Here is a 19,306-nt window from a genome sequence, read left to right as displayed (position 1 = left end):
TATGAAACGCATTTTTTATAATACAACATTGATGATTACATGGAGAAAACTGTATTAAATCCATAATACTCATAATGTTGTCTCCTTTGAGTTATGATAAAGCTAACTATTAAAAATTATTACGCTTTAGGTGGGATGATTTATGGCGCATCACGTGCAATCTCTTATTGAACATTATGGATATTTTGGCATCATTCTTATCCTAGTAGGAGGAATTGTCGGGCTGCCACTTCCTGATGAAATATTTTTGACATATGTAGGGTATAGCGTATATAGTGAAACGCTTGCACATATTCCAGCTTTAATTAGCGCTATGGTAGGTGCAGCGGGGGGAATTACCCTGAGCTACTATATAGGCTATAAATTCGGGCTACCTTTATTACGAAAATACGGTTCGAAGGTCCATATTACTGAACAGAAAATTGATTTTACTAAAAGATTATTTGATAAAATTGGACCAATATTATTATTAATAGGTTTTTTTATTCCAGGTGTACGTCATCTTACTGCATACATTGCGGCAATCAATAATTATCCTTATAAAAAATTTGCTTTCTTTGCTTATACGGGAGCAATTATTTGGACATTTACTTTTATTACCTTAGGGAAAGTACTTGGAGAGAAATGGCATTATGTAGGGCTATATTTATCCCGCTACAGTATTTATGTTATAGTATTGTTCATCATCATTATGTTGGTCGTTTATTTTGTTTTCAAAAGAAAGAATTCACCTAAATAAATTTAACTTCTTTCAGCGGGTGTCCAAACATCCGCTGCTGCCGCTACGTTAGCACTACGCTTTCGCACAAAAAACATTTGTTGCTTCGCTACGATTTCGCACAAAAAACATCTGTTGACCTAAAGCCTCCGGCGGATGTCATGGAATTATTTCGAGGCATAATTGATGAAAGGTCTGATTCAATATTTATGGAATCAGACCTTTTGCTATATTACGGTAATATTGCGAATGAACGGACAGGGAATCCAGATGCTTTTTCAGGCTTCGGCACAATATTAAATATAGCAGCGCCTTTTGGTGGTAGCTTATCTAAATTTGTCATAAGCTCAATTTGGTAAGTATCTTGCTCTAGCACAAAATACTCGCCGTCTAGCTTACTATTTTTACGGAAATCTGCTGCTGAATCCGTGTCAAAAGTTTCGTGACCAATAGCACTTACTTTTCGTTCGTTGAATAAAAATTGTAACGCTTCTAATCCCCAGCCAGGAATATGATTATTGCCATCAGCGTCTTTGTTACTGAAAGACTCTTTATCTGGCCAACGTTTACTCCAATCGGTACGTAACGCAACAAAGGTACCTGCCTCAATTTCTCCATATTCAGCTTCAAAGTCAAGAATATCCTGAACACTTAACGAGTAGTCGTTATTTACTTCGGCTTCTTTTGATTTATCAATAACGATGAGTGGTAGCACTAGTTCTTTTAGCTCCAATTCCTCTAAATAGCGTGTATCTCGCACAAAATGGATAGGTGGGTCGATATGTGTTCCGTATTGCCCTGGGAAAGTGAATTGCTGTGCAAAGAAGCCATCATTATGCGAAAATAATGTTTCAAATTTTGCATCATCAAACATAAAGAAATGTGGAGAATTTGGACCAAATGTATGTGTTAAATCTACCCATTCTTTTGATTTCAATAGTTGAATTGCTTGTAAAAGTTCGTTTGCCATAATAATTCCCTGCTTTCTTTTAATTTTTTTGAATGCAACAATAAAAAAAGAGTCCTCCTTGAAGAAGAGGACTCTCGTGCAAAGCAACTAAGTAAGTCTTCTCATCTTTCAAGGCAGAATTTTGCCAATTGGAATTAGCACCATACCTATAGGCTGGTTGCTGAGACTTCATAGGGCCAATCCCTCCGTCTCTCTTGATAAGAAAAAACGATATAAGAATTTTCAGAAATAATGATTACAAACACTTTAGCATATTTATTTATAGTTTACAAGTTCAATAGGGATACAAGGTTAAAGTTTATAAAGATGCTAAAGGCAAAAAAAGAGTCCCTCTTCAAAGGACCAACTCGTCACCAACCCAAAATTAGTGTTAGCTTACAACAGCTACTTTCAGTAAATGTTATACGAAATCCATCTGGTGTATAGGTAGTTTCGAATTTTAGAGTAATGCCTGTTGACGCAATTAACTTTTCAACTTCTGTTTTATTTGATTGTTGTGCTGCGTTCATAAGATCATGTGCAAATTGCTCTGATTCATCAATTTTATCCGTAAGTAATTGTGCTTGCTGCATAATAACCTTGATTCGATTCGCGGAAGTCTTCAATTTCTTTGTATTGACAATTGGAAATGGACTTCTATTCGTTGGGTTTGTCGGCATTGCTAGATGGCTAGAAGGGTGTTGAATTGTTGGTTGATTGGCCATTACCCATGCCGGAAAATAATTAGGATAGACAAAATACGGATAAGGATTGTAATACAACTAAATTCCTCCTATCCTATAGCTGATACATTATCTTATGTACAACAAAGACTTTAGGTGTTAATGGTGGAGTCGTCCGATAAAAACTGAAATTGTTCCGATAAAACGAGAAAAGATTCCGATAAAAGCTAAAATTGTTCCGATAAAATGAGATTTTGTTCCGATAAATCTACAAAGTAATTATATAAAAATGAATTCATCGCAATAACGTGGAGTTGATTTCCGTTCCGACCGGTCACTTCATTAACATGAACAAATGACTTTTGTAGTGAAAGCAATAGTCGGGAACGGTAATCCACCTCATTTAAAGCGCCATAACATTCACAAAGGTTATTGTTTATTTCTATCGAAGAGTAACCATAGGAACGTAGTCGCTGCAGCAATCATCACCATACAGAATCCATATATAGGAGTATGAGCTAATGATTGGTGGCGAACGATGATTCCTCCAATGTATGATCCTAGAAAAATACCAATGTTAAAGGCCGAAATATTTAATGCTGAAGCCATTGAAATAGCTGATGGTATATATTTTTCCGAAAGCTGAACGGCATAAAGCTGTAATCCCGGTACATTCATAAACATAAATAGCCCCATCATAAAGACCATTATTAATCCAACGATTGATGATTCTAAAAAGAAGTTGATGCCGAGTAGTGCTAATGCTAAGCCTATAAAGATAATAAAGATAGAACGTAAAGGGTTATTATTCGCAAAACGACCACCTAATGTATTACCGATGGCAACACAAATACCATATACAACTAAGATCACGACAATTGCCCTTGGTGAGTAGCCCATATACTGCTCTAAAATAGGAGAAACATAGGTGTATACAACGAATGCACCACCATACCCAATTGCAGTAATAAAGAGGACTAATAACATTCGAATATTCCCTAATACTTTACCCATATCTCGAATGGATATTGGATTCCCTTTGGATAAGTGACTTGGCACAAGCAGGGCATTACTAATTAATCCAATAATACCTATGATAACTATGAAAATAAACGACATTCGCCAATCGGTTACTTGTCCAATAAAAGTTCCTAGCGGGACACCAGTCACAGTTGCTAAAGTTAGTCCTGTAAACATAAAAGCTATTGCACTTGCTCGTTTATTAGGTGCTACAACATCTGCAGCTATAACAGAGGCAATGGACATAAACACACCATGTGCTAATGCTGAAATAACACGCCCAGTTAGTAGCAATGAGAATGAGGGTGCTAAGGCTGCAAGTAAATTACCGATAATAAACAGTACCATAACGAGCAGTAACACATTTTTGCGACTAAGGCGCGATGTTAATGCGGTTAAAAGCGGTGCACCAATAGTTACACCTAGTGCATATATGGATACAGTTAAACCCGCAGTACTTAATGTTATGTCAAAATCTTCTGTAATTAACGGAAGTAATCCGACGCTTATAAATTCTGTAGAGCCGATACCAAATGCACTGATGGCAAGTGCGAGTAAAGTTAGTTTGGCATTCGGCACTTTTGTATCTTTCATTCTAATAATATCTCCTTTGATTTTTTTTATAGTATATAGTAATATTCATATACACCTAAAAGTTATATAGGGTACTTTTAGTTACTTTTGAATATTACAGGGGGTTTACAATGAAAAAAGTTTATAATATTGGTGTTGAAGCCACTCTTGAAGTCATTGGGGGCAAATGGAAACCTATTATTCTTTGTCATCTTAACCACCATGGTCAGATTCGTACGAATGAATTTCGCCGATTGATTCCAGGCATTTCGCAAAAAATGCTAACGAGCCAATTACGTGAATTAGAGCAGTCTGGATTAATTAATCGTAAGGTTTTCAATCAAGTACCGCCAAAAGTTGAATATTCGCTAACACCTTATGGTCAAGAGATGGACCCTGTGCTGAACATGCTTTGCACTTGGGGTGAAAAACATATCGAAGTGCTACAAGATAAAGGTGAAGATGTACTGTTAATGCAACGTGATGAAGATATCGCAATAAAGCATACATCTTAAATAGATTGGAAAGAGACTGTCTAAAAAAGTTTTCTATACTAAGAAAATAAGACAGTCTCTTTCACGTTTGCATAGCTATCGTTTACATGACAAAATCAAACTCATCTGGGTTTGGTCCAACACGTTGATCTAGATTCATGGCGTTAATGATTGCCATCTCTTCATCAGATAGTGTGAAATCAAAAATATCAGCGTTTTGAATCATACGTTCTTTGCGCACAGATTTTGGAATTGTGACGATACCATTTTGAATATCCCAGCGCAAGATAACTTGAGGATTTGATTTCCCGTATTTTTCAGCAATTTTTGAAATAGTTTCATTATCAAGAAGTCCACCTTGCATTAATGGTGCCCAAGCTTCCAGTTGTATATTGTGCTCTTCGCAGAATGAACGTAGCTCAGTTTGTTGTAATCGTGGATGAAGTTCCACTTGGTTAATAACTGGTTTGATACGAGCTATTTTAAGAAGATCTTGTAAGTGTGATACATGGAAATTACATACCCCAATAGCTTTTATTTTCCCTTGCTCGTATAAATCTTCGAGTGCTCTCCAAGCTTCTGCAAATTTATTTTTACCTGGCCAATGAATGAGATATAGGTCTAAATAATCTAGCCCTAATTTTTCTAAGCTGTCCTCGTATGCTGCAATTGTCTCTTCATAGCTCAAGCCATCGTTCCATACTTTTGATGTAATAAATAAATCCTCACGTTTTAAACCAGTAGTTGCTAGTGCCTGACTAATACCTTCACCAACCCCTGCTTCATTACCATAAATAGCAGCAGTATCGATACTACGGTAACCAACCTCAATCGCATTTTTCACCATTTCTGCTGTAACATCATTCGGTACTTGAAATACGCCTAGACCCATACCAGGCATTTGTAAGCCGTTATTTAATGTAATTTTATCTTGTAAATGATTAATCATTTTTCTGTCCTCCAATTTCATTTGTGCTTTGTTGCTTTCTTATTATGCTTCCATGCCATTGCAAAAAAAAGTACGCACTTTTTGGTTTCATAGAAACGTGGAGGTAACTTTTGTGGAATATCAATGGTTCGCTGTAAGAAATTTTTATTAGTTCACGTTATTCGGTCTTCTGCATTAATTGCAATTAATGGTAATAAAGTAAAAATACTTATAGTTTGCAGGTGGTAGAAGGTTATTCAATGCCTGAAATAGAATAAGTAATTGATGCTTTTATCTTCATTCAGCAAAAATGTTTTCTGTAGCTTCATCTACAGAAGATAAGGATCCTATTTAGTAGTTGTACCAAACACATACTGAAATAGAGGAACTCAGTCTAAGAACGCCACGTCCTGTGGCAACGACTGAGTGACCAACATCATGCTGCGGACGCTGCGTTAGCACTACGCTTTCGCGCAAAAAACATCTGTTGGCCTAAAGCCTCCGGCGGATGCCACGGATCTTGAAAGGAATGAATAAAGGGTGTTAGCCTAAAACCTTCGCATCCTGCGAAAACGGCTAACTGACCTGCATCGGTAAAAACGCCACGTATGGCATTACCGAAATGACCGACATCGTGTCGACCCTCGTGCAGGCCTGAGCACAATTCAAAATCCGGACGCATTGTTTATCTGTGCGAAAGCGAAGCGACAGCGCAATTACGCCAAGGCCAAATTGATTTAAAGGAGAGAGTGGGATGAATCGTTTAAATTTAATCACATTGGGTGTAAAAGATATGGTCGAGTCTCTTAGTTTTTATCGAGAGGGTCTGGGATTTGAAGTGATTGTTTATGGTGAGGAAACAAACCCGGATGTTATTTTCTTTAATAATGGAGGTACAAAAATCTCACTATTTCCGATTCATCGTTTAGTAAAAGATATTAACGAAGCAAATCCACCTGCGATAGGAGATGGCTTTAACGGGATTACACTCGCTTATAATGGAAAATCTAAAGAAGAGGTAGATCAAGTATTTGATTTAGCTAAAAAGGCAGGAGCAAAAATCGTCAAGGAGCCAGAAACTGTATTCTGGGGTGGCTATAGTGGCTATTTCCAAGATCCAAACGGCTATTATTGGGAAGTTGCCTATGGAGACATGTGGCAGTTTGATGATAATGATATGTTGATTATTAAATAGATAAAATTTAAAGGAAGTTGTCTTATATAAATAATCAGATGAAATTTTATATTCAGAGCGTGACTTCATCAATGTTAATGGCACGCTCTGCTTTTAAAGTTGTTAATAATTAGGCTGAATATAGCCTAATTTTATTCCTTTCGTTACAGCTTCTAACGAGGAAGATACATCTAACTTATTAAATATATGCTGAATATGATTTGAAATCGTACGTTCACTTGCATATAACATAGTTGCAATCTCTTTACGTTTATATCCATCACATAGCAATTGTAATATTTGCTTTTCACTGTCAGTTAATTCCTCGATATAGTCCGTTGATAACGGATAATAGTAACTACCCTCGTTAATTTCCACTAAAGTTTGCAATAATTTATCAGGCATAATATTTTTATTAATAAACCCGCTGACGCCGATTTTTTGAGCTTCATACCGATAAACAGGTAAATCATGACCTGTTAAAATGACTATTTTTGTATAACATTCACTATTTATAATGCTCTTTGCTAATCCTAGACCATCCTCACTACTGATGTTACTTAAATTTATATCTATTAACGTAATATCCGGCTTAAACTCATTAATAATAGAAATAACATTTTCAACATTTTGTAATGAATAAAATTGTTCTATTTCAGGGGAATCTGCTAAGACTATCTCAAGGCTTTTTGCAAACAGAGCATGGTCATCTATTAATAAAATATTGATAGGATTCATCCCCTTTCATAGGAATAAGAATAGTAATACATAAGCCAGAAGGAGTGCATTTTGAAATTGACATGTTTCCATTTAATAAAAATAACTGCTCTTTTATTGAAGCCCAACCTCTATGATTATTAGTGTCAGTATTGTCCTTTAGCAAACCGACCCCATTATCCTTTACTATAAGCTGTATTTCGTCATTTTCTAGTGCCAGTTTTACAAATAGATTAGTACATTTAGAATGTTTGAATGCATTGGTTACTAGCTCTTTTAAAATTCGATAGATAATTAAATGATAAGGTTCAACTAAAAAGAAATGATCATTGCAGCTAAATTTCATTTTTATATGTTTGTTTCCATATTTCTGTTGAATCATATCAATCAAATTACTATAGTTTTCTTTTAATGTAAGTGTTTTTAATATAGTCGGGTGGTATTCTTGCATCTGTTCGCGTATAGACAAGTTTAGGTTATCTAATGTATTTACGATTATTTCGCGAACCTCTTGTTTAGTAGATTTATTCATCATATTTTTAACGGCTAATATATCCTGTAATATTTCATCATGTAAATAATTTGAAAAAGAATTTTTTAATTTTTCTTCTTTCGCTATCTGTACAAGATGCTGTACGTAAGAACCTTCAGGCAACGTTGTAGGTTGTACTGAACCAAAATGTAGCATTGTAGTTTTGGTGTCATGAAATAACAAGATAAAATAAAGCAACACAAACCAAAAAATCGTATGCAAAATAATAAAATATGTAATCATATTGAACTTAAACAATACGCCAAGTAAACTCATAAAAACAAGACAACATAACAACAAAAGTCCCATTTTATATTCTTTTAAAAGAAAATATTTTCTCAAAAATTTATGGTTTTTAAAAGCAATTGCGTGAATACTAAATAAAGGTAAAAAAATCGCTGTATACCATCCTAGATTACTTAAATGTTCAGGACTTTTTGCAAACAACACAGCGTATCCAATAAAGGGAACAATAAGGATAGTAGCAGATTGAAGTAGATGTTTTTTTTCATTTTTTAAAACAAATGAAATTCGTTTTCGATTCTTCAAAAATATAAAGATAATGCAACTAAAACTTGCAATTAATTGAAATGAAAATAGAAAGGCAAAAAGTGTATCATTTATCAATTTCGAAACGAGTGTGAATAGACATATAATTTTTAAAATGGAATCCGTTTCTTTTTTATAAATATAGATGGAATCTTGGAAAAAGAACAAGAGCAAAAATTGTACGGTCAAATATAGTATTACTATACCAAGCACTATGCTTAATGTATAAAACAATGGGTTTCCATTAAGCGTAAGCAAAAATTGCCAAGCTGTAAGGAATAGCAAATTAGAAAATTGTGATAGCGTTTTATTGTCTTTAAAGTTGATAAAACTGATATATGCCCCGTAGATAACCATAATCGTTATAAGTACTAATGGTAGAAACTTTGTAGTTCCTACAATATTTTTCTGCAAAAACTCATAACATAAAAAAGTAATGATAAAAAGTTGATGTATTAAAATAAAAAGTTGTTTATATTCATAGTACTTTTTCATCCGTTCACATACCTTTACTAGATTACATATAGATAAGCTGATGCATGCATATATACACCAGCTATACTTGTAATTTTTTACTAATTATTATTGAAAATAATTTTATTACATGCTCGTTTCGTTAACAAATAATAAATGATATATACTAGAGTGAAAACTATGACCGCGAATAAAATAGGTAATAAAAAGGCGCTGCTTTTTCCTAATAAGTCATCCATTAAAGCGGTTTTGTATGTGATCATTGCGAAAATACTGTGTGTTAACCCTAATACATAGGGAATGCTGAATAGCGCAAAAACTTCTTTACTAATGATTTTTTTTACTTTTTTCTTGTTATAGCCCATTCTTTGTAGAATAGCAAACTCATCTTTTTTTGACATAGCATTTGAAAGATTTTGGAAGTATAAAATGCTGCCTGTTGCAATAAAAAAGATAATCGTAACGAAGCTAATGAGTAAGAAGGTTGAACTATTTTGTTGGATCAGGAAGTCTATTTTTTGGTAGCTACTTGAAAAATAATTGTTATTTTTAAATAGGGGAGATAAGTTTTCGTAAACTTCTTTATTTTTCCTCATATTCGTCCCATTAATGCTCATTATCGTCTTTTCTGGTAGCCCGAAGGATTTTACTTCTTTGTAAAGTTTGTCTGAGATAATAAGCGTTCCTACACTATTGGCGAATCCTATTGGATTAAGTAATGTCGTATCTTTGACTTTAATATCTACACTATTTGTAGGCGTTATGTTTAATGTATATATATTTCCTTTATCTAGCTTCTTTTTGTCAGGTCGATATTTTACTAAAATACTTTCATTGTCATTTATATGTTCGAATTCTACCTTTTTTCCCTGATTACCTATTAGTTCCTTATAATCTGATTCGGAGATAAGATCAAATCCTGGATCTTCCTTAATACTATATTCTTGCGGTAAATTAGTAGAAGACGATGTTATTTGGATAATAGTTGTTTCTTTGTGTTTCACTTTACCAGCAGAATCCTCTGCGATTTGGATGACCTCAGTAGCCAATTGTTTGTTTTCCACTGGGAATTCTATAGCTGACGGAATAATTCGTTCTGTGGCAGCAACTGGATGGTAAAGAGTCAGGACGGTAGAGCCGAATAAAGCCAAAGTTCCTGAAACTAATAAAGTTAACAAAATTAAAGTCTTTGCCATCGAACGGATTTTAAAAATGTAGTTTGGAATGATAATAATATTTGATTCGTTATAAAACCAACTTTTCCTCTTCTTTAATTTTTGAATAATGAATGGTAAAAAAGAATGAATAAAGAAAATAGTACCTAGTATCACACTTACTAAAGTTACAAGTGCAATAGGTGAAAAACCAATCGTTTTCCACAATGATTGAATTCCTCTTGTAATATCAAGAGCTAAGAAATAACCGAACAATATAAGAAGTAGCCCAATGAATGAGAAGGCTGTATTAATTTTTACTTGTTTTTCTTCTTTTTTATCCATTCGTACTAACATTAGTAATGTACTTTTTCGAAGGATTATCCAGTTTGAGAATAATAAGACGATTAAAATAGCGAATATGAAAATAAATGTAAATATAACAGCTTTTATATTAATAAATGGTATTTCGGAAGTTTCGATTTGTAATTTTAATAATTTGACAATCGCTCCGACAATACCTTTATGTGCAACGGCACCGAGAAGGATCCCAACAATTAATGCAGCGAAACAAATTAAAATATTTTCGAGCGTTAAAAGTTTTACCATTGTTGACTTCCGATACCCTAAGAGCGAATAAATCCCAAGCTCTTTTGTTCTTTTTTTCATAAAGAAGGTATTTGAATATGACATATAGAATAATACAAATGCCATCACCAGCATCGCTACTACTCTTGACATTGTTTCTACTCTTCCATCTGACGAAATTTTCCCCAATACAATACTATTCATAGAAAATGAAATAAATGAGAAGAATACCGTCAGCACAAAGGCTACAGAAACGAAATAGAACGAGTAGAAGGAAAAATTATTCTTCAAATTCTTTTTTGCAATTGTTAATAATCCCACCATAATGCCTTCCTTTCACCCTATTGGTCTTTATTTAGAGATTTCCCTTAATATTTCTTCGAAGAATTGTATTCTAGTTTGATTGTTTCTTTTTAATTCCTTTATTATATTTCCATCTTTAAATAGCAGGATTCTACTTGAAAAGCTTGCTGCATAAGCATCATGGGTTACCATTAAAATAGTTGTATGAAGTTCCTCATTCACTTCTCTTAACTTTTGAAGTAACTCGGTTGCTGAGTGTGAATCTAATGCACCTGTTGGTTCATCAGCAAATAAAATACTTGGCTGTTTCGCAATCGCTCTAGCCGCGGCAACTCTTTGTTTTTGCCCGCCTGAAAGTTGACTAGGGTACTTTGATAATTGTTCGTATATACCAAAACGCTTTGCTAGATTATCGATCGTTGTATCTATTTCTTTTGGAGATTTGTGCAGTAAAGTAAGTGGGACTGCAATATTTTCCTTAACTGATAAACTATCTAGCAAAAAATACTCTTGAAATATAAAGCCTAAATGATTCTTTCTAAAATCAGCAGATTTGTTATCATTAAGTGTTTTTAGATCAACGCCATCAATTAAAATTTCACCCTCTGTTGGTGTATCAATTGTTGATAGAATATTTAATAAAGTTGTTTTTCCTGAGCCTGATGCACCCATAATCCCAACAAATTCACCTGATTGAATGTCAAAAGATACTTTGTTGAGTCCAGGTAATTGGTTTTTGTTGTAAATTTTAGTCACATTTTTTGCAGATACTAATGTTTTCATCTTATTGCTCCTTTCATTCCAGCAGTACGTAAAGTTTATTATTCAATCCGAAAGGACGCATGAGTAAAACACGCAACTTTGTTTAGCGTTAATGAATGTTGAATTCCAATTAAGGAGGCTTATCAACAAAACATGGGGGTTCATCTCAGTTCCGATTAGGCGCTGAGGGCGTTCGATAAGCTGTTATATAAGTTTGAAATTGAATAAATATTTGAAATTATATAATGCGAAATATGGTTTTTTAGTATAACGTTAGTTTTAAGGCTCTATGAAATCATAGATTAGGAGGATTACCATTGTATCGCATATTGTACATAGAAGACGAAAAAGAGATTGGTCAATGGGTTACAAAGGATTTAACAGAAAGAGGATATGAGGTTACATGGCTTGAATCTGGTGAAGAGGTCGATCAGCACATAGCCTCTAAGGATATCGCTATATTGGATGTGATGCTTCCAGGCTTAGATGGCTTTTCAATTGGCAAAAGAATTAAGCGGGAAAATAAAGAAATCCCGATTTTAATGCTGTCAGCACGAACAGCTGTAGAGGATAAAATAGAGGGCCTTAACTTCGCAGATGATTATTTGACAAAGCCATTTCACCCAGATGAACTTATAGCTCGTGTGGAGGTTTTACTAAGAAGATATCAAAAGAATGATGATGTGCTAGATCTTCAGCATCTAAAAATTTATACGAAAGAAATGCGGATTATCAATAAGCAGACCGATGAAGAAATTCAATTAACAGGTAAGCAGTTCTATTTATTACAGTATTTTATTCGCCACTTAAATCAAATTTTAACGAAGGAACAGCTTTATGAAGGTGTTTGGGGTGAAAGTTACATAGAAGGCGATAAAACATTAATGGTGCATATTCGATACTTAAGAGAAAAAATAGAAATTAATCCAGCCAAACCGACGATTATCGAAACCATTCGAGGCATTGGATATAGGGTGAAGCTATGAAATTTTTTCGATCATTATTAGCAAAGTATATGTTGATTATTTTTTCAGCCATTTTTATTGTTCAATTATCTTATTTTGCTATTGCCGCTTTTGTGTTTGGAATAGGAAAAACTGATTTTTCAAGTGAAGTTCTCAGGGAAAGCGAAGTAGAGGAAAAATGGCTTGAAGAAGCTAAGAGTATAAAAAATGTCACAGAGGAAACGATTGCTCAACATTTTAAAGATTGGAAGGGTCAATACCCTAAATCATCCATGTTCTGGGTAAGTGAGGACGGTACATTACTTACAACATTGAATGTGACGGAGCAATTACCATTAAAATGGACACCAGCATTTACGACAAAATTTATAAAAGATCATTATGGAGAAGATCCGTTTACAGTTATAGCTTTTTTAGGACAGGACGAATCAAATGGGTTTATCGTTTTTGAGATTCCTAGAGAAGTGTTTAATCCACCTCTTAAAAATGTTTATGAACAATATGGAGCATTCGTATTTTTCGGTGTTATTGCGATTATATTATTTTTCATTATAGTCTCCTTTTTATTTTTCAGAGGGATTCGAAAACGACTATTGCACCTTCAGGAAGCGATGGAAATTCGTGATGTAGACGGCTTACCTATTGCAGCAAAGGTCAAGAAGAAGGACGAAATTGGTCAGCTTGAACAAAGCTTTAATCGCATGGTGTGTGAGCTTAGGGAAAGTAAACATCGTGAGCAGCAGGAGGAACAGCTAAGACGTGAATTGATTGCTAATTTATCACATGATTTGCGAACGCCATTAACGAAAATACGAGCGCAATCATATTCAGTTAGTAAAGAGGTATTATCAGAGGATGGAAAGCTAGCGATTAAGGCAATGGAAACATCGATTGTTAATATCGACGCTTTAATAGAAAATTTAATGTCCTATACATTACTGATGGCTAGTAAATATAAATTTGAACCGAAAGACATCAACATTATACGTTTTGTACGTGAGCAAATGACGACATGGTATCCGGTGTTCGAAAAGGAAGGCTTTGAAATCGATATTGAGCTACATTCATTTGAGAAAAATGAATGGCAAATTGATCCGATTTGGCTTGGGCGTATATTCGATAATTTATTTCAAAATATTTTACGTCATGCGAGCAGCGGGAAATATATTGGCGTGGAAACCGAATCGACGGAGCACTATGATGCATTTATCATAAAGGATCACGGAAACGGAATGAAAAATGAATCCGATGCGAAAGGTGCTGGTATCGGCTTATCGATTGTTGATATTATGGTGAAGGGTATGGATTTAGATTGGGATATTGAGTCAAACGAAGCTGGCACAAAGATTAAAATTAAACACTACAAATAGAATATTTCGTGAAGCATGCTAAGACATGCTTCATTTCAGTAATTGTTCAAACAGTATGCCAGCAAAGCTTATGGCATGCTGTTTTTTTGATTCCAAGTAAAAAATTGTACAGATTCCTGTGGAAAAGCATAGAGAGCTTTACGGTCTAGTGATGAGGCATACATATGATTTCTAATAAATTGGTCCATCATTCGGAAGTTTGAGATGACTTTTTTGTTAAAACGTATATCATGCGAAAAAGTTGATTGGAGTGGAGGCTGGGCGACTTCTTGGGGATTAGCGTCACAGATGAGACCCTGGAGCGAGCACATAGGGGAACGAAGGCTAAGAGCATCACATCCTGTGATAATGCCTTCGTGACCAACATCCTGTTGGCCCAAGCGGCTCATCGGACGCCCCCAGGAAGCTCTGCTCTGTGCGAAAGCGTAGTGCTAACGTAGCGGCAGCAACAAAGCGCCCAGCCGGAACGGAAATCAACCCCACGTTATGGTAGAGAGCATTTTTTAAACAAAATTTAAACTTGGACCTTACCTGTTTTTAACCTTCGTTGCTTAAGATAATTACAGAGGTGAGGACAATGGAATATATCGTACAAACAGAAAACTTATCAAAAAGCTTTGGTAAAGAGCAAGCTGTATCAAATATAAATTTAAAAATACGTAAAGGTGAAATATATGGATTTTTAGGACCTAATGGAGCAGGAAAAACTACAACGATTCGTATGCTTCTTGGTCTAATGAAGCCATCTTCTGGGACAATCAAAATCTTCCAAAAAGATTTAACGAAAGAACGAATTAATATTTTAGCAAAGGTTGGTTCATTAGTAGAGAACCCTTCCTATTATCCCCATTTAACGGCCTACGAAAATTTAGAAGCATTACGAAAAATTTTAGGAGTACCGAAGTCACGCATCGATGAAGTATTAGAAATTGTTCGTTTGAAGGATGCTGCAGATAAAAAAGTAAAAGGCTTTTCTCTTGGGATGAAGCAACGTTTAGGTATTGCTGCATCTTTGTTACATAATCCTGAATTACTTATTTTAGATGAACCAACAAATGGTCTTGATCCATCTGGTATTATCGAAATTCGTAATTTGATTAAACGACTTCCTGAAGAGTATGGAATGACGATTATTATTTCAAGCCATCTATTATCTGAAATAGATCAAATGGCTACACAAGTGGGCATTGTGACAAAGGGGAAAATGATTTTCCAGGATTCAATTGAAGCGATGCGTAGATTTGCTCAGCCAAAGGTAGTGATTAAAGTGAGCGATAGTGAAAAGGGCTGGCGTTCACTAGTAGCAAATGGCATTAAGGCAGAACATAAGGATGACCTTATTTTATTCGATGAATGCTCAGATGAAAAAGTAGCACATATTGTACAAATCCTTGTACGAGAAGGTATTTCGGTTTACCGAGTAGAGGAAGAGAAACGATCTTTAGAGGAGATTTTCCTTCAAATGACAACAGGAGAGCAAGCGCTATGATAGGGAAGCTATTAACTTCTGACTTTTTGAAAATTAAACGCAAAGGATTATGGTTTTTAACAGCATTAGGACCAATAGGTGTTGTTGCCCTACAAATGGTGAATTACGGTCTAAGGAAGGACTATTTGTTAGAACAAAGCGAGGACGATTGGGGCTACTATTTATTAAATGTTCATTCATTTACACCACTTGCTATAGTTTTAGGGATTGCTATTTTAACTTCATTTATGGCGAGCATTGAAAATGAAACGAACGCTTGGAAGCAATTAATTGCACTACCGGTATCTAAATTAACAGTGTATTTATCAAAATTCACGGTTCTAGCAATTTTATTGTTTATGTCTTCCACGATTTTAATGTTATTGTCAATGGCTTATGGAGTGTTTTTAGATTTAGGTGATAGCATACCATATGCGGAAATTGCTAAATTTGCTTATTATCCATTTTTTGCTTCGTTGCCAATATTGGCACTTCAGCTTTGGATTGCAAGCGTTTGTCATAATCAAGGGATACCAATTACAGTAGGTATTTTCGGCGTGATTTTTGCGTATTCATCATTTGTATTGCCTGACTGGATGATTTGGAAATGGCCATCTTTAATGAATCAATGGGATGAGCCCGTAATTAATGTCATGCTTGGAGTTGGCATTGGTATTTTACTGTATATTATCGGAATGATAGATTTTGCTAGAAGGGATGTAAAGTAATGGGGTCTATACTGAGCGCTGAATGGTTTAAATTACGTAAATCAAAAATGGTGCCATTAATTTTTGCGGGGCCAATAATAGGACTTTTTATCGGATTAACATCAAATTTTGGTGACATGTCGGATTCTGGAATTAACGAATGGTATAGCTCATTAATTTCTATGAATTTATTGTATGCATTATTATTCCTACCTTTAATTTCAGGAGTATTTGCGAGTCTTATTTGTAGATATGAACATCAATCAGGTGGCTGGAAACAACTTTTAGCACTACCTGTGACAAGAGGGAAAGTGTTTGTTGCAAAGTATGTTTTAATTATGTTTCTTGTGATGGCGATGCAGATACTATATTTATGTTCTATATATGTAGTAGGTATTATGAAAGGCTACTCAGATCCTTTCCCAATGGAAATTGTGTGGAAAAGTATTCTTGGCGGATGGTTAGCGACAATGCCATTAGTAGCGTTGCAGCTATGGACGTCCATCATGTTTAAAAGTTTTGCTGCTCCATTTGCAGTAAACGTCACTTTTACTTTACCGTCTATATTAGCAGTCAATTCTGCACGTTTTGGACCTTATTATCCATGGGGACAGCCCTTCTTGATGATGAATGTAGGTGGCAATACAGGTGATGCATTCTTCGTGCCTTGGGATCAATTGTTAACAGTTGTAGGAGGAGGATTCGTACTGTTTTTCCTTGGCGGATATTTATATTTCCAACGAAAAGCCGTATAAAGTTAAAGTCTTCGGACGCAATTATGCTGAGGTATAATTGATTCAGTGGGGATCTACTTCATCCTCACTAATTCTTAGTCCTCACCAATCGGGTGATTAAGGCATTTAATAGATTAAGGGAGATTTTTTAAAATGGTTTTTGTTAAAAGGAGCTTTTTATTAATTTCAGCATTATTTCTTTTGTTAGCTCTAGCGGGCTGCGGAAAGGGTGAAGCCGTTAAAGATGCTGCAAAATATACATCTGCGATTGAAGATATCGATATTCCAAATGATGTGAAAGTAATTGGTTTTGGAGAAGCGACACATGGAAATGTTGAATTCCAAACATTAAAGAAGGATGTATTTCAAGCTCTAATTAAAAATGAAAATGTTCGTGTTTTTGTATTAGAAGGAGATTTTGGTGGCGCTCAACAAATTAATCAGTTTATTTTAAATGGTACTGGCACAGCTGAGGAAGCGGTAAAAGCTTTGGATTATGGTATCTATAAAACGGAGCAAATGATTGAGTTTGTTCAGTGGATGCATGATTATAACATGACTGCCGATGAGAAAGATAAAATTTATTTTTACGGTAACGATATGCAACGCTATGATTATAGTAAAAAAGGGTTGCTAGATTATTACGAAGTGGTTAATAGCGAAGGTGCTAAGAAATATAAGGCACAGCTAAAAGATGTGACGAATAAAACAATGAGAGATTTATCAACTAGTCAGCTAGAGGAGCTTGACAAAAATATTGATACCATCATAAAAGATTTGCAAACTAATAAAGACTCTTATGAAAAGCAATCATCGAAAGAAGCATATTTATTTGCTGCTCAATATGCACAAATTATGAAGCAGCGAACGCAATTATTTTTAAATGATAGTAATTATATGAATCTTCGTGATGAATATTTAGCGAACAACTTACAATGGATTGTTGATTTTGAAGCGGCTCAAGGTCATGATAAAGTACTAATGTCTGCTCATAATGGACATATAGAGAAAACTTCTGCAAATGTGGCAGGATACAAATCTATGGGCCAATACTTAGACGAAGTGTATAAAGATGCATACTTTGCTATTGGGACGGACTTTGTTAACAATACGTTTCAGGCACAAAATGGGTCTGGTGAAAGAAAAAATTATACGATTGAACATCATAATGCTTTAATAGACGCTTTTAGTGAGGTCAAGGACAATATTTTCTATGTTGATTTTAAAAAGGCTAATGAATCTCAGGAGTTAGCTGACATCGTAGCAAAAAAACAAAGAATGGGTAATATCGGAGACGATTTTAGCTTTTGGTACAAATTCACACAGATGCTTTATACGATTAAAATGACACCTGCTGAGGCATTTGATGGCATTATAATTGTTCAAGAGGCAACACCGACAAAAGTTATTGAATAACATGGAGAAAAACTATTGTGAAAATGAAATTAAACGATAACTCTAATGGCAAAATGAGGGGTTGAATTCCGTTCCGACTGGGCGCTTTGTTGCTGTCGCTTCGCTTTCGCACAGATAAAACATTTGCCGCTGATGCTTCGCTTTCGCGCAGAGCAGAGCTTCCTGGGGGTGTCCGATGAGCCGCTTGGGCCAACAGGATGTTGGTCACGAAGGCGTTATCACAGGATGTGATGGTTTTAGCCTTCGTTCCTCTATTGCTAATCCCCAAGGAGTCGCAAAGTCTCCACTCCGATCAACCACTACTTTGCATGTGTTTTTTTAGATGTCACTCTAATTTATAGTAATAAAACAATAAGTCAGCAGCAATGGATTGTCTGTGCGAAAGCGAAGCGGCAGCAACATTCACAAAGATTGCTTTGACTATTTTGTTTTTCAACACTATGAAATCGAAGTTTAGATGATGTATATTTCCGTTTCATTACACCTCCTATAACTAAGTATTGAATACCTCAATTTTGTTAATGATAAAAAAGAGGAGGTGTGGAAATAATGGCACAAGAAATTCTTTGTGAAGTCAATAACTGTACGTTTTGGAACGCTGGAAACAGATGTGGTGCAGAAAAAATCTATGTTGTAAGTCAAAAGGGACAGCAGGCATCTAATAGTGAAGAAACAGATTGTAAGACATTTAATCCTGAAACGCATTAAATCTAAAGGGTAACCATATTAATGGTTACCCTTTTCCCATATCTTTATAAATAGACATCAATTTTTTCCTTGTTAAATAAAAGCGCATGAGCGTATTGTACTTTTTCCTCTACATAATCTAATGAATACTGTCCATAGGAATCGGTTAAATCGCCAATTGCGCGAGATAAATTATCAATAATAGGAATCATCGTTTCTGAGTGAGTAAGTTCCTCACCCCTATTCATTTTATCAGTAATTTCATGAGCAAGATGTTGAATCTTTCTTAGTCGCAATTTTTCAGATTGCATGGAATCCTCCTTATTGAGCCAATTTTTGAT

Annotated in this window: 22 protein-coding genes and 1 riboswitch; of the genes, 11 read left to right on the top strand and 11 right to left on the bottom strand. The window is 35.0% G+C overall.

Features of this window, described 5'->3' with window-relative positions:
* Positions 1–142: 142 nt before the first annotated feature.
* Complete coding sequence (locus tag ACYQ73_RS24570) at positions 143–739, top strand: DedA family protein (RefSeq protein WP_460014850.1); 597 nt, start codon at positions 143–145, stop codon at positions 737–739.
* A gap of 211 nt (positions 740–950) precedes the next feature.
* Here ACYQ73_RS24570 and ACYQ73_RS24565 read toward each other — a convergent pair whose 3' ends face one another.
* From ACYQ73_RS24565 to ACYQ73_RS24555, 3 genes are all read right to left on the bottom strand, one after another.
* Positions 951–1,688 (bottom strand): cyclase family protein, encoded by a 738-nt coding sequence (locus ACYQ73_RS24565; protein ID WP_460014849.1) that lies wholly within the window; start codon positions 1,686–1,688, stop codon positions 951–953.
* Between the two features lie 98 nt (positions 1,689–1,786).
* A riboswitch (SAM riboswitch) is annotated at positions 1,787–1,892 on the bottom strand.
* A 146-nt stretch (positions 1,893–2,038) separates the two neighbouring features.
* Entirely contained in the window at positions 2,039–2,449 is a 411-nt protein-coding gene (locus ACYQ73_RS24560; protein WP_460014848.1) for a hypothetical protein, read from the bottom strand.
* Between the two features lie 330 nt (positions 2,450–2,779).
* Positions 2,780–3,964: an MFS transporter gene (locus tag ACYQ73_RS24555; protein WP_460014847.1), complete on the bottom strand. Its 1,185-nt coding sequence runs from the start codon at positions 3,962–3,964 to the stop codon at positions 2,780–2,782.
* A 110-nt stretch (positions 3,965–4,074) separates the two neighbouring features.
* Between ACYQ73_RS24555 and ACYQ73_RS24550 the strand changes: the two genes are divergently transcribed.
* A complete protein-coding gene (locus ACYQ73_RS24550) occupies positions 4,075–4,458 on the top strand; it encodes a winged helix-turn-helix transcriptional regulator (RefSeq protein ID WP_460014846.1) in 384 nt (127 codons plus the stop codon).
* A gap of 82 nt (positions 4,459–4,540) precedes the next feature.
* Here ACYQ73_RS24550 and ACYQ73_RS24545 read toward each other — a convergent pair whose 3' ends face one another.
* Both ACYQ73_RS24545 and ACYQ73_RS24540 read right to left on the bottom strand, forming a co-directional pair.
* Positions 4,541–5,386 carry an aldo/keto reductase gene (locus ACYQ73_RS24545; protein ID WP_460014845.1) on the bottom strand — a complete coding sequence of 282 codons (846 nt, stop codon included), beginning with the start codon at positions 5,384–5,386 and terminating at the stop codon, positions 4,541–4,543.
* A 330-nt stretch (positions 5,387–5,716) separates the two neighbouring features.
* Positions 5,717–5,842 carry a hypothetical protein gene (locus ACYQ73_RS24540; RefSeq protein ID WP_460014844.1) on the bottom strand — a complete coding sequence of 42 codons (126 nt, stop codon included), beginning with the start codon at positions 5,840–5,842 and terminating at the stop codon, positions 5,717–5,719.
* Between the two features lie 277 nt (positions 5,843–6,119).
* Here ACYQ73_RS24540 and ACYQ73_RS24535 point away from each other — a divergent pair, with 277 nt between their 5' ends.
* Entirely contained in the window at positions 6,120–6,560 is a 441-nt protein-coding gene (locus ACYQ73_RS24535) for a VOC family protein (RefSeq protein WP_427505950.1), read from the top strand.
* Positions 6,561–6,662: 102 nt separating this feature from the next.
* Here ACYQ73_RS24535 and ACYQ73_RS24530 read toward each other — a convergent pair whose 3' ends face one another.
* The 4 genes from ACYQ73_RS24530 to ACYQ73_RS24515 form a co-directional block, all read right to left on the bottom strand.
* Complete coding sequence (locus tag ACYQ73_RS24530; protein ID WP_427505951.1) at positions 6,663–7,277, bottom strand: response regulator; 615 nt, start codon at positions 7,275–7,277, stop codon at positions 6,663–6,665.
* Positions 7,246–8,832, bottom strand: a complete 1,587-nt coding sequence (locus tag ACYQ73_RS24525; RefSeq protein WP_460014843.1) for an ATP-binding protein — start codon at positions 8,830–8,832, stop codon at positions 7,246–7,248. The genes ACYQ73_RS24530 and ACYQ73_RS24525 overlap by 32 nt, the downstream gene beginning before the upstream one ends.
* 80 nt (positions 8,833–8,912) lie before the next feature.
* Positions 8,913–10,874, bottom strand: coding sequence for an FtsX-like permease family protein (locus ACYQ73_RS24520; RefSeq protein WP_460014918.1), 1,962 nt, complete (start codon positions 10,872–10,874; stop codon positions 8,913–8,915).
* Positions 10,875–10,904: 30 nt separating this feature from the next.
* On the bottom strand, positions 10,905–11,639 hold the full coding sequence (locus ACYQ73_RS24515; RefSeq protein ID WP_460014842.1) for an ABC transporter ATP-binding protein: 735 nt from the start codon (positions 11,637–11,639) through the stop codon (positions 10,905–10,907).
* 296 nt (positions 11,640–11,935) lie between these two features.
* Between ACYQ73_RS24515 and ACYQ73_RS24510 the strand changes: the two genes are divergently transcribed.
* The gene (locus ACYQ73_RS24510; protein ID WP_460014841.1) at positions 11,936–12,604 is read left to right on the top strand and encodes a response regulator transcription factor; all 669 of its coding nucleotides are present in this window, start codon (positions 11,936–11,938) and stop codon (positions 12,602–12,604) included.
* Positions 12,601–13,953: a HAMP domain-containing sensor histidine kinase gene (locus ACYQ73_RS24505; protein ID WP_460014840.1), complete on the top strand. Its 1,353-nt coding sequence runs from the start codon at positions 12,601–12,603 to the stop codon at positions 13,951–13,953. The genes ACYQ73_RS24510 and ACYQ73_RS24505 overlap by 4 nt, the downstream gene beginning before the upstream one ends.
* A gap of 68 nt (positions 13,954–14,021) precedes the next feature.
* Here the strand turns inward: ACYQ73_RS24505 and ACYQ73_RS24500 are convergent, their stop codons facing one another.
* On the bottom strand, positions 14,022–14,342 hold the full coding sequence (locus tag ACYQ73_RS24500; protein WP_460014839.1) for a hypothetical protein: 321 nt from the start codon (positions 14,340–14,342) through the stop codon (positions 14,022–14,024).
* Positions 14,343–14,530: 188 nt separating this feature from the next.
* Between ACYQ73_RS24500 and ACYQ73_RS24495 the strand changes: the two genes are divergently transcribed.
* The 6 genes from ACYQ73_RS24495 (at position 14,531) to ACYQ73_RS24470 (ending at position 18,986) form a co-directional block, all read left to right on the top strand.
* Positions 14,531–15,442, top strand: coding sequence for an ABC transporter ATP-binding protein (locus tag ACYQ73_RS24495; RefSeq protein WP_053481808.1), 912 nt, complete (start codon positions 14,531–14,533; stop codon positions 15,440–15,442).
* Positions 15,439–16,149 carry an ABC transporter permease gene (locus ACYQ73_RS24490; protein ID WP_460014838.1) on the top strand — a complete coding sequence of 237 codons (711 nt, stop codon included), beginning with the start codon at positions 15,439–15,441 and terminating at the stop codon, positions 16,147–16,149. Before ACYQ73_RS24495 ends, ACYQ73_RS24490 begins: the two co-directional genes overlap by 4 nt.
* A complete protein-coding gene (locus ACYQ73_RS24485; protein ID WP_460014837.1) occupies positions 16,149–16,883 on the top strand; it encodes an ABC transporter permease in 735 nt (244 codons plus the stop codon). The genes ACYQ73_RS24490 and ACYQ73_RS24485 overlap by 1 nt, the downstream gene beginning before the upstream one ends.
* A 132-nt stretch (positions 16,884–17,015) precedes the next feature.
* Positions 17,016–18,278, top strand: a complete 1,263-nt coding sequence (locus tag ACYQ73_RS24480) for an erythromycin esterase family protein (RefSeq protein ID WP_460014836.1) — start codon at positions 17,016–17,018, stop codon at positions 18,276–18,278.
* Between the two features lie 175 nt (positions 18,279–18,453).
* Entirely contained in the window at positions 18,454–18,600 is a 147-nt protein-coding gene (locus ACYQ73_RS24475) for a hypothetical protein (protein WP_460014835.1), read from the top strand.
* 227 nt (positions 18,601–18,827) lie between these two features.
* Positions 18,828–18,986, top strand: coding sequence for a DUF1540 domain-containing protein (locus ACYQ73_RS24470; RefSeq protein WP_082337330.1), 159 nt, complete (start codon positions 18,828–18,830; stop codon positions 18,984–18,986).
* Positions 18,987–19,030: 44 nt separating this feature from the next.
* On the opposite strand, the gene ACYQ73_RS24465 is transcribed toward ACYQ73_RS24470, so the two are convergent.
* Positions 19,031–19,276 (bottom strand): group-specific protein, encoded by a 246-nt coding sequence (locus ACYQ73_RS24465; protein WP_460014834.1) that lies wholly within the window; start codon positions 19,274–19,276, stop codon positions 19,031–19,033.
* Between the last annotated feature and the right edge of the window lie 30 nt (positions 19,277–19,306).

The sequence above is a fragment of the Lysinibacillus sp. CTST325 genome (genome assembly GCF_054665055.1).
This window is presented reverse-complemented; position numbering and strand designations above follow the sequence as displayed.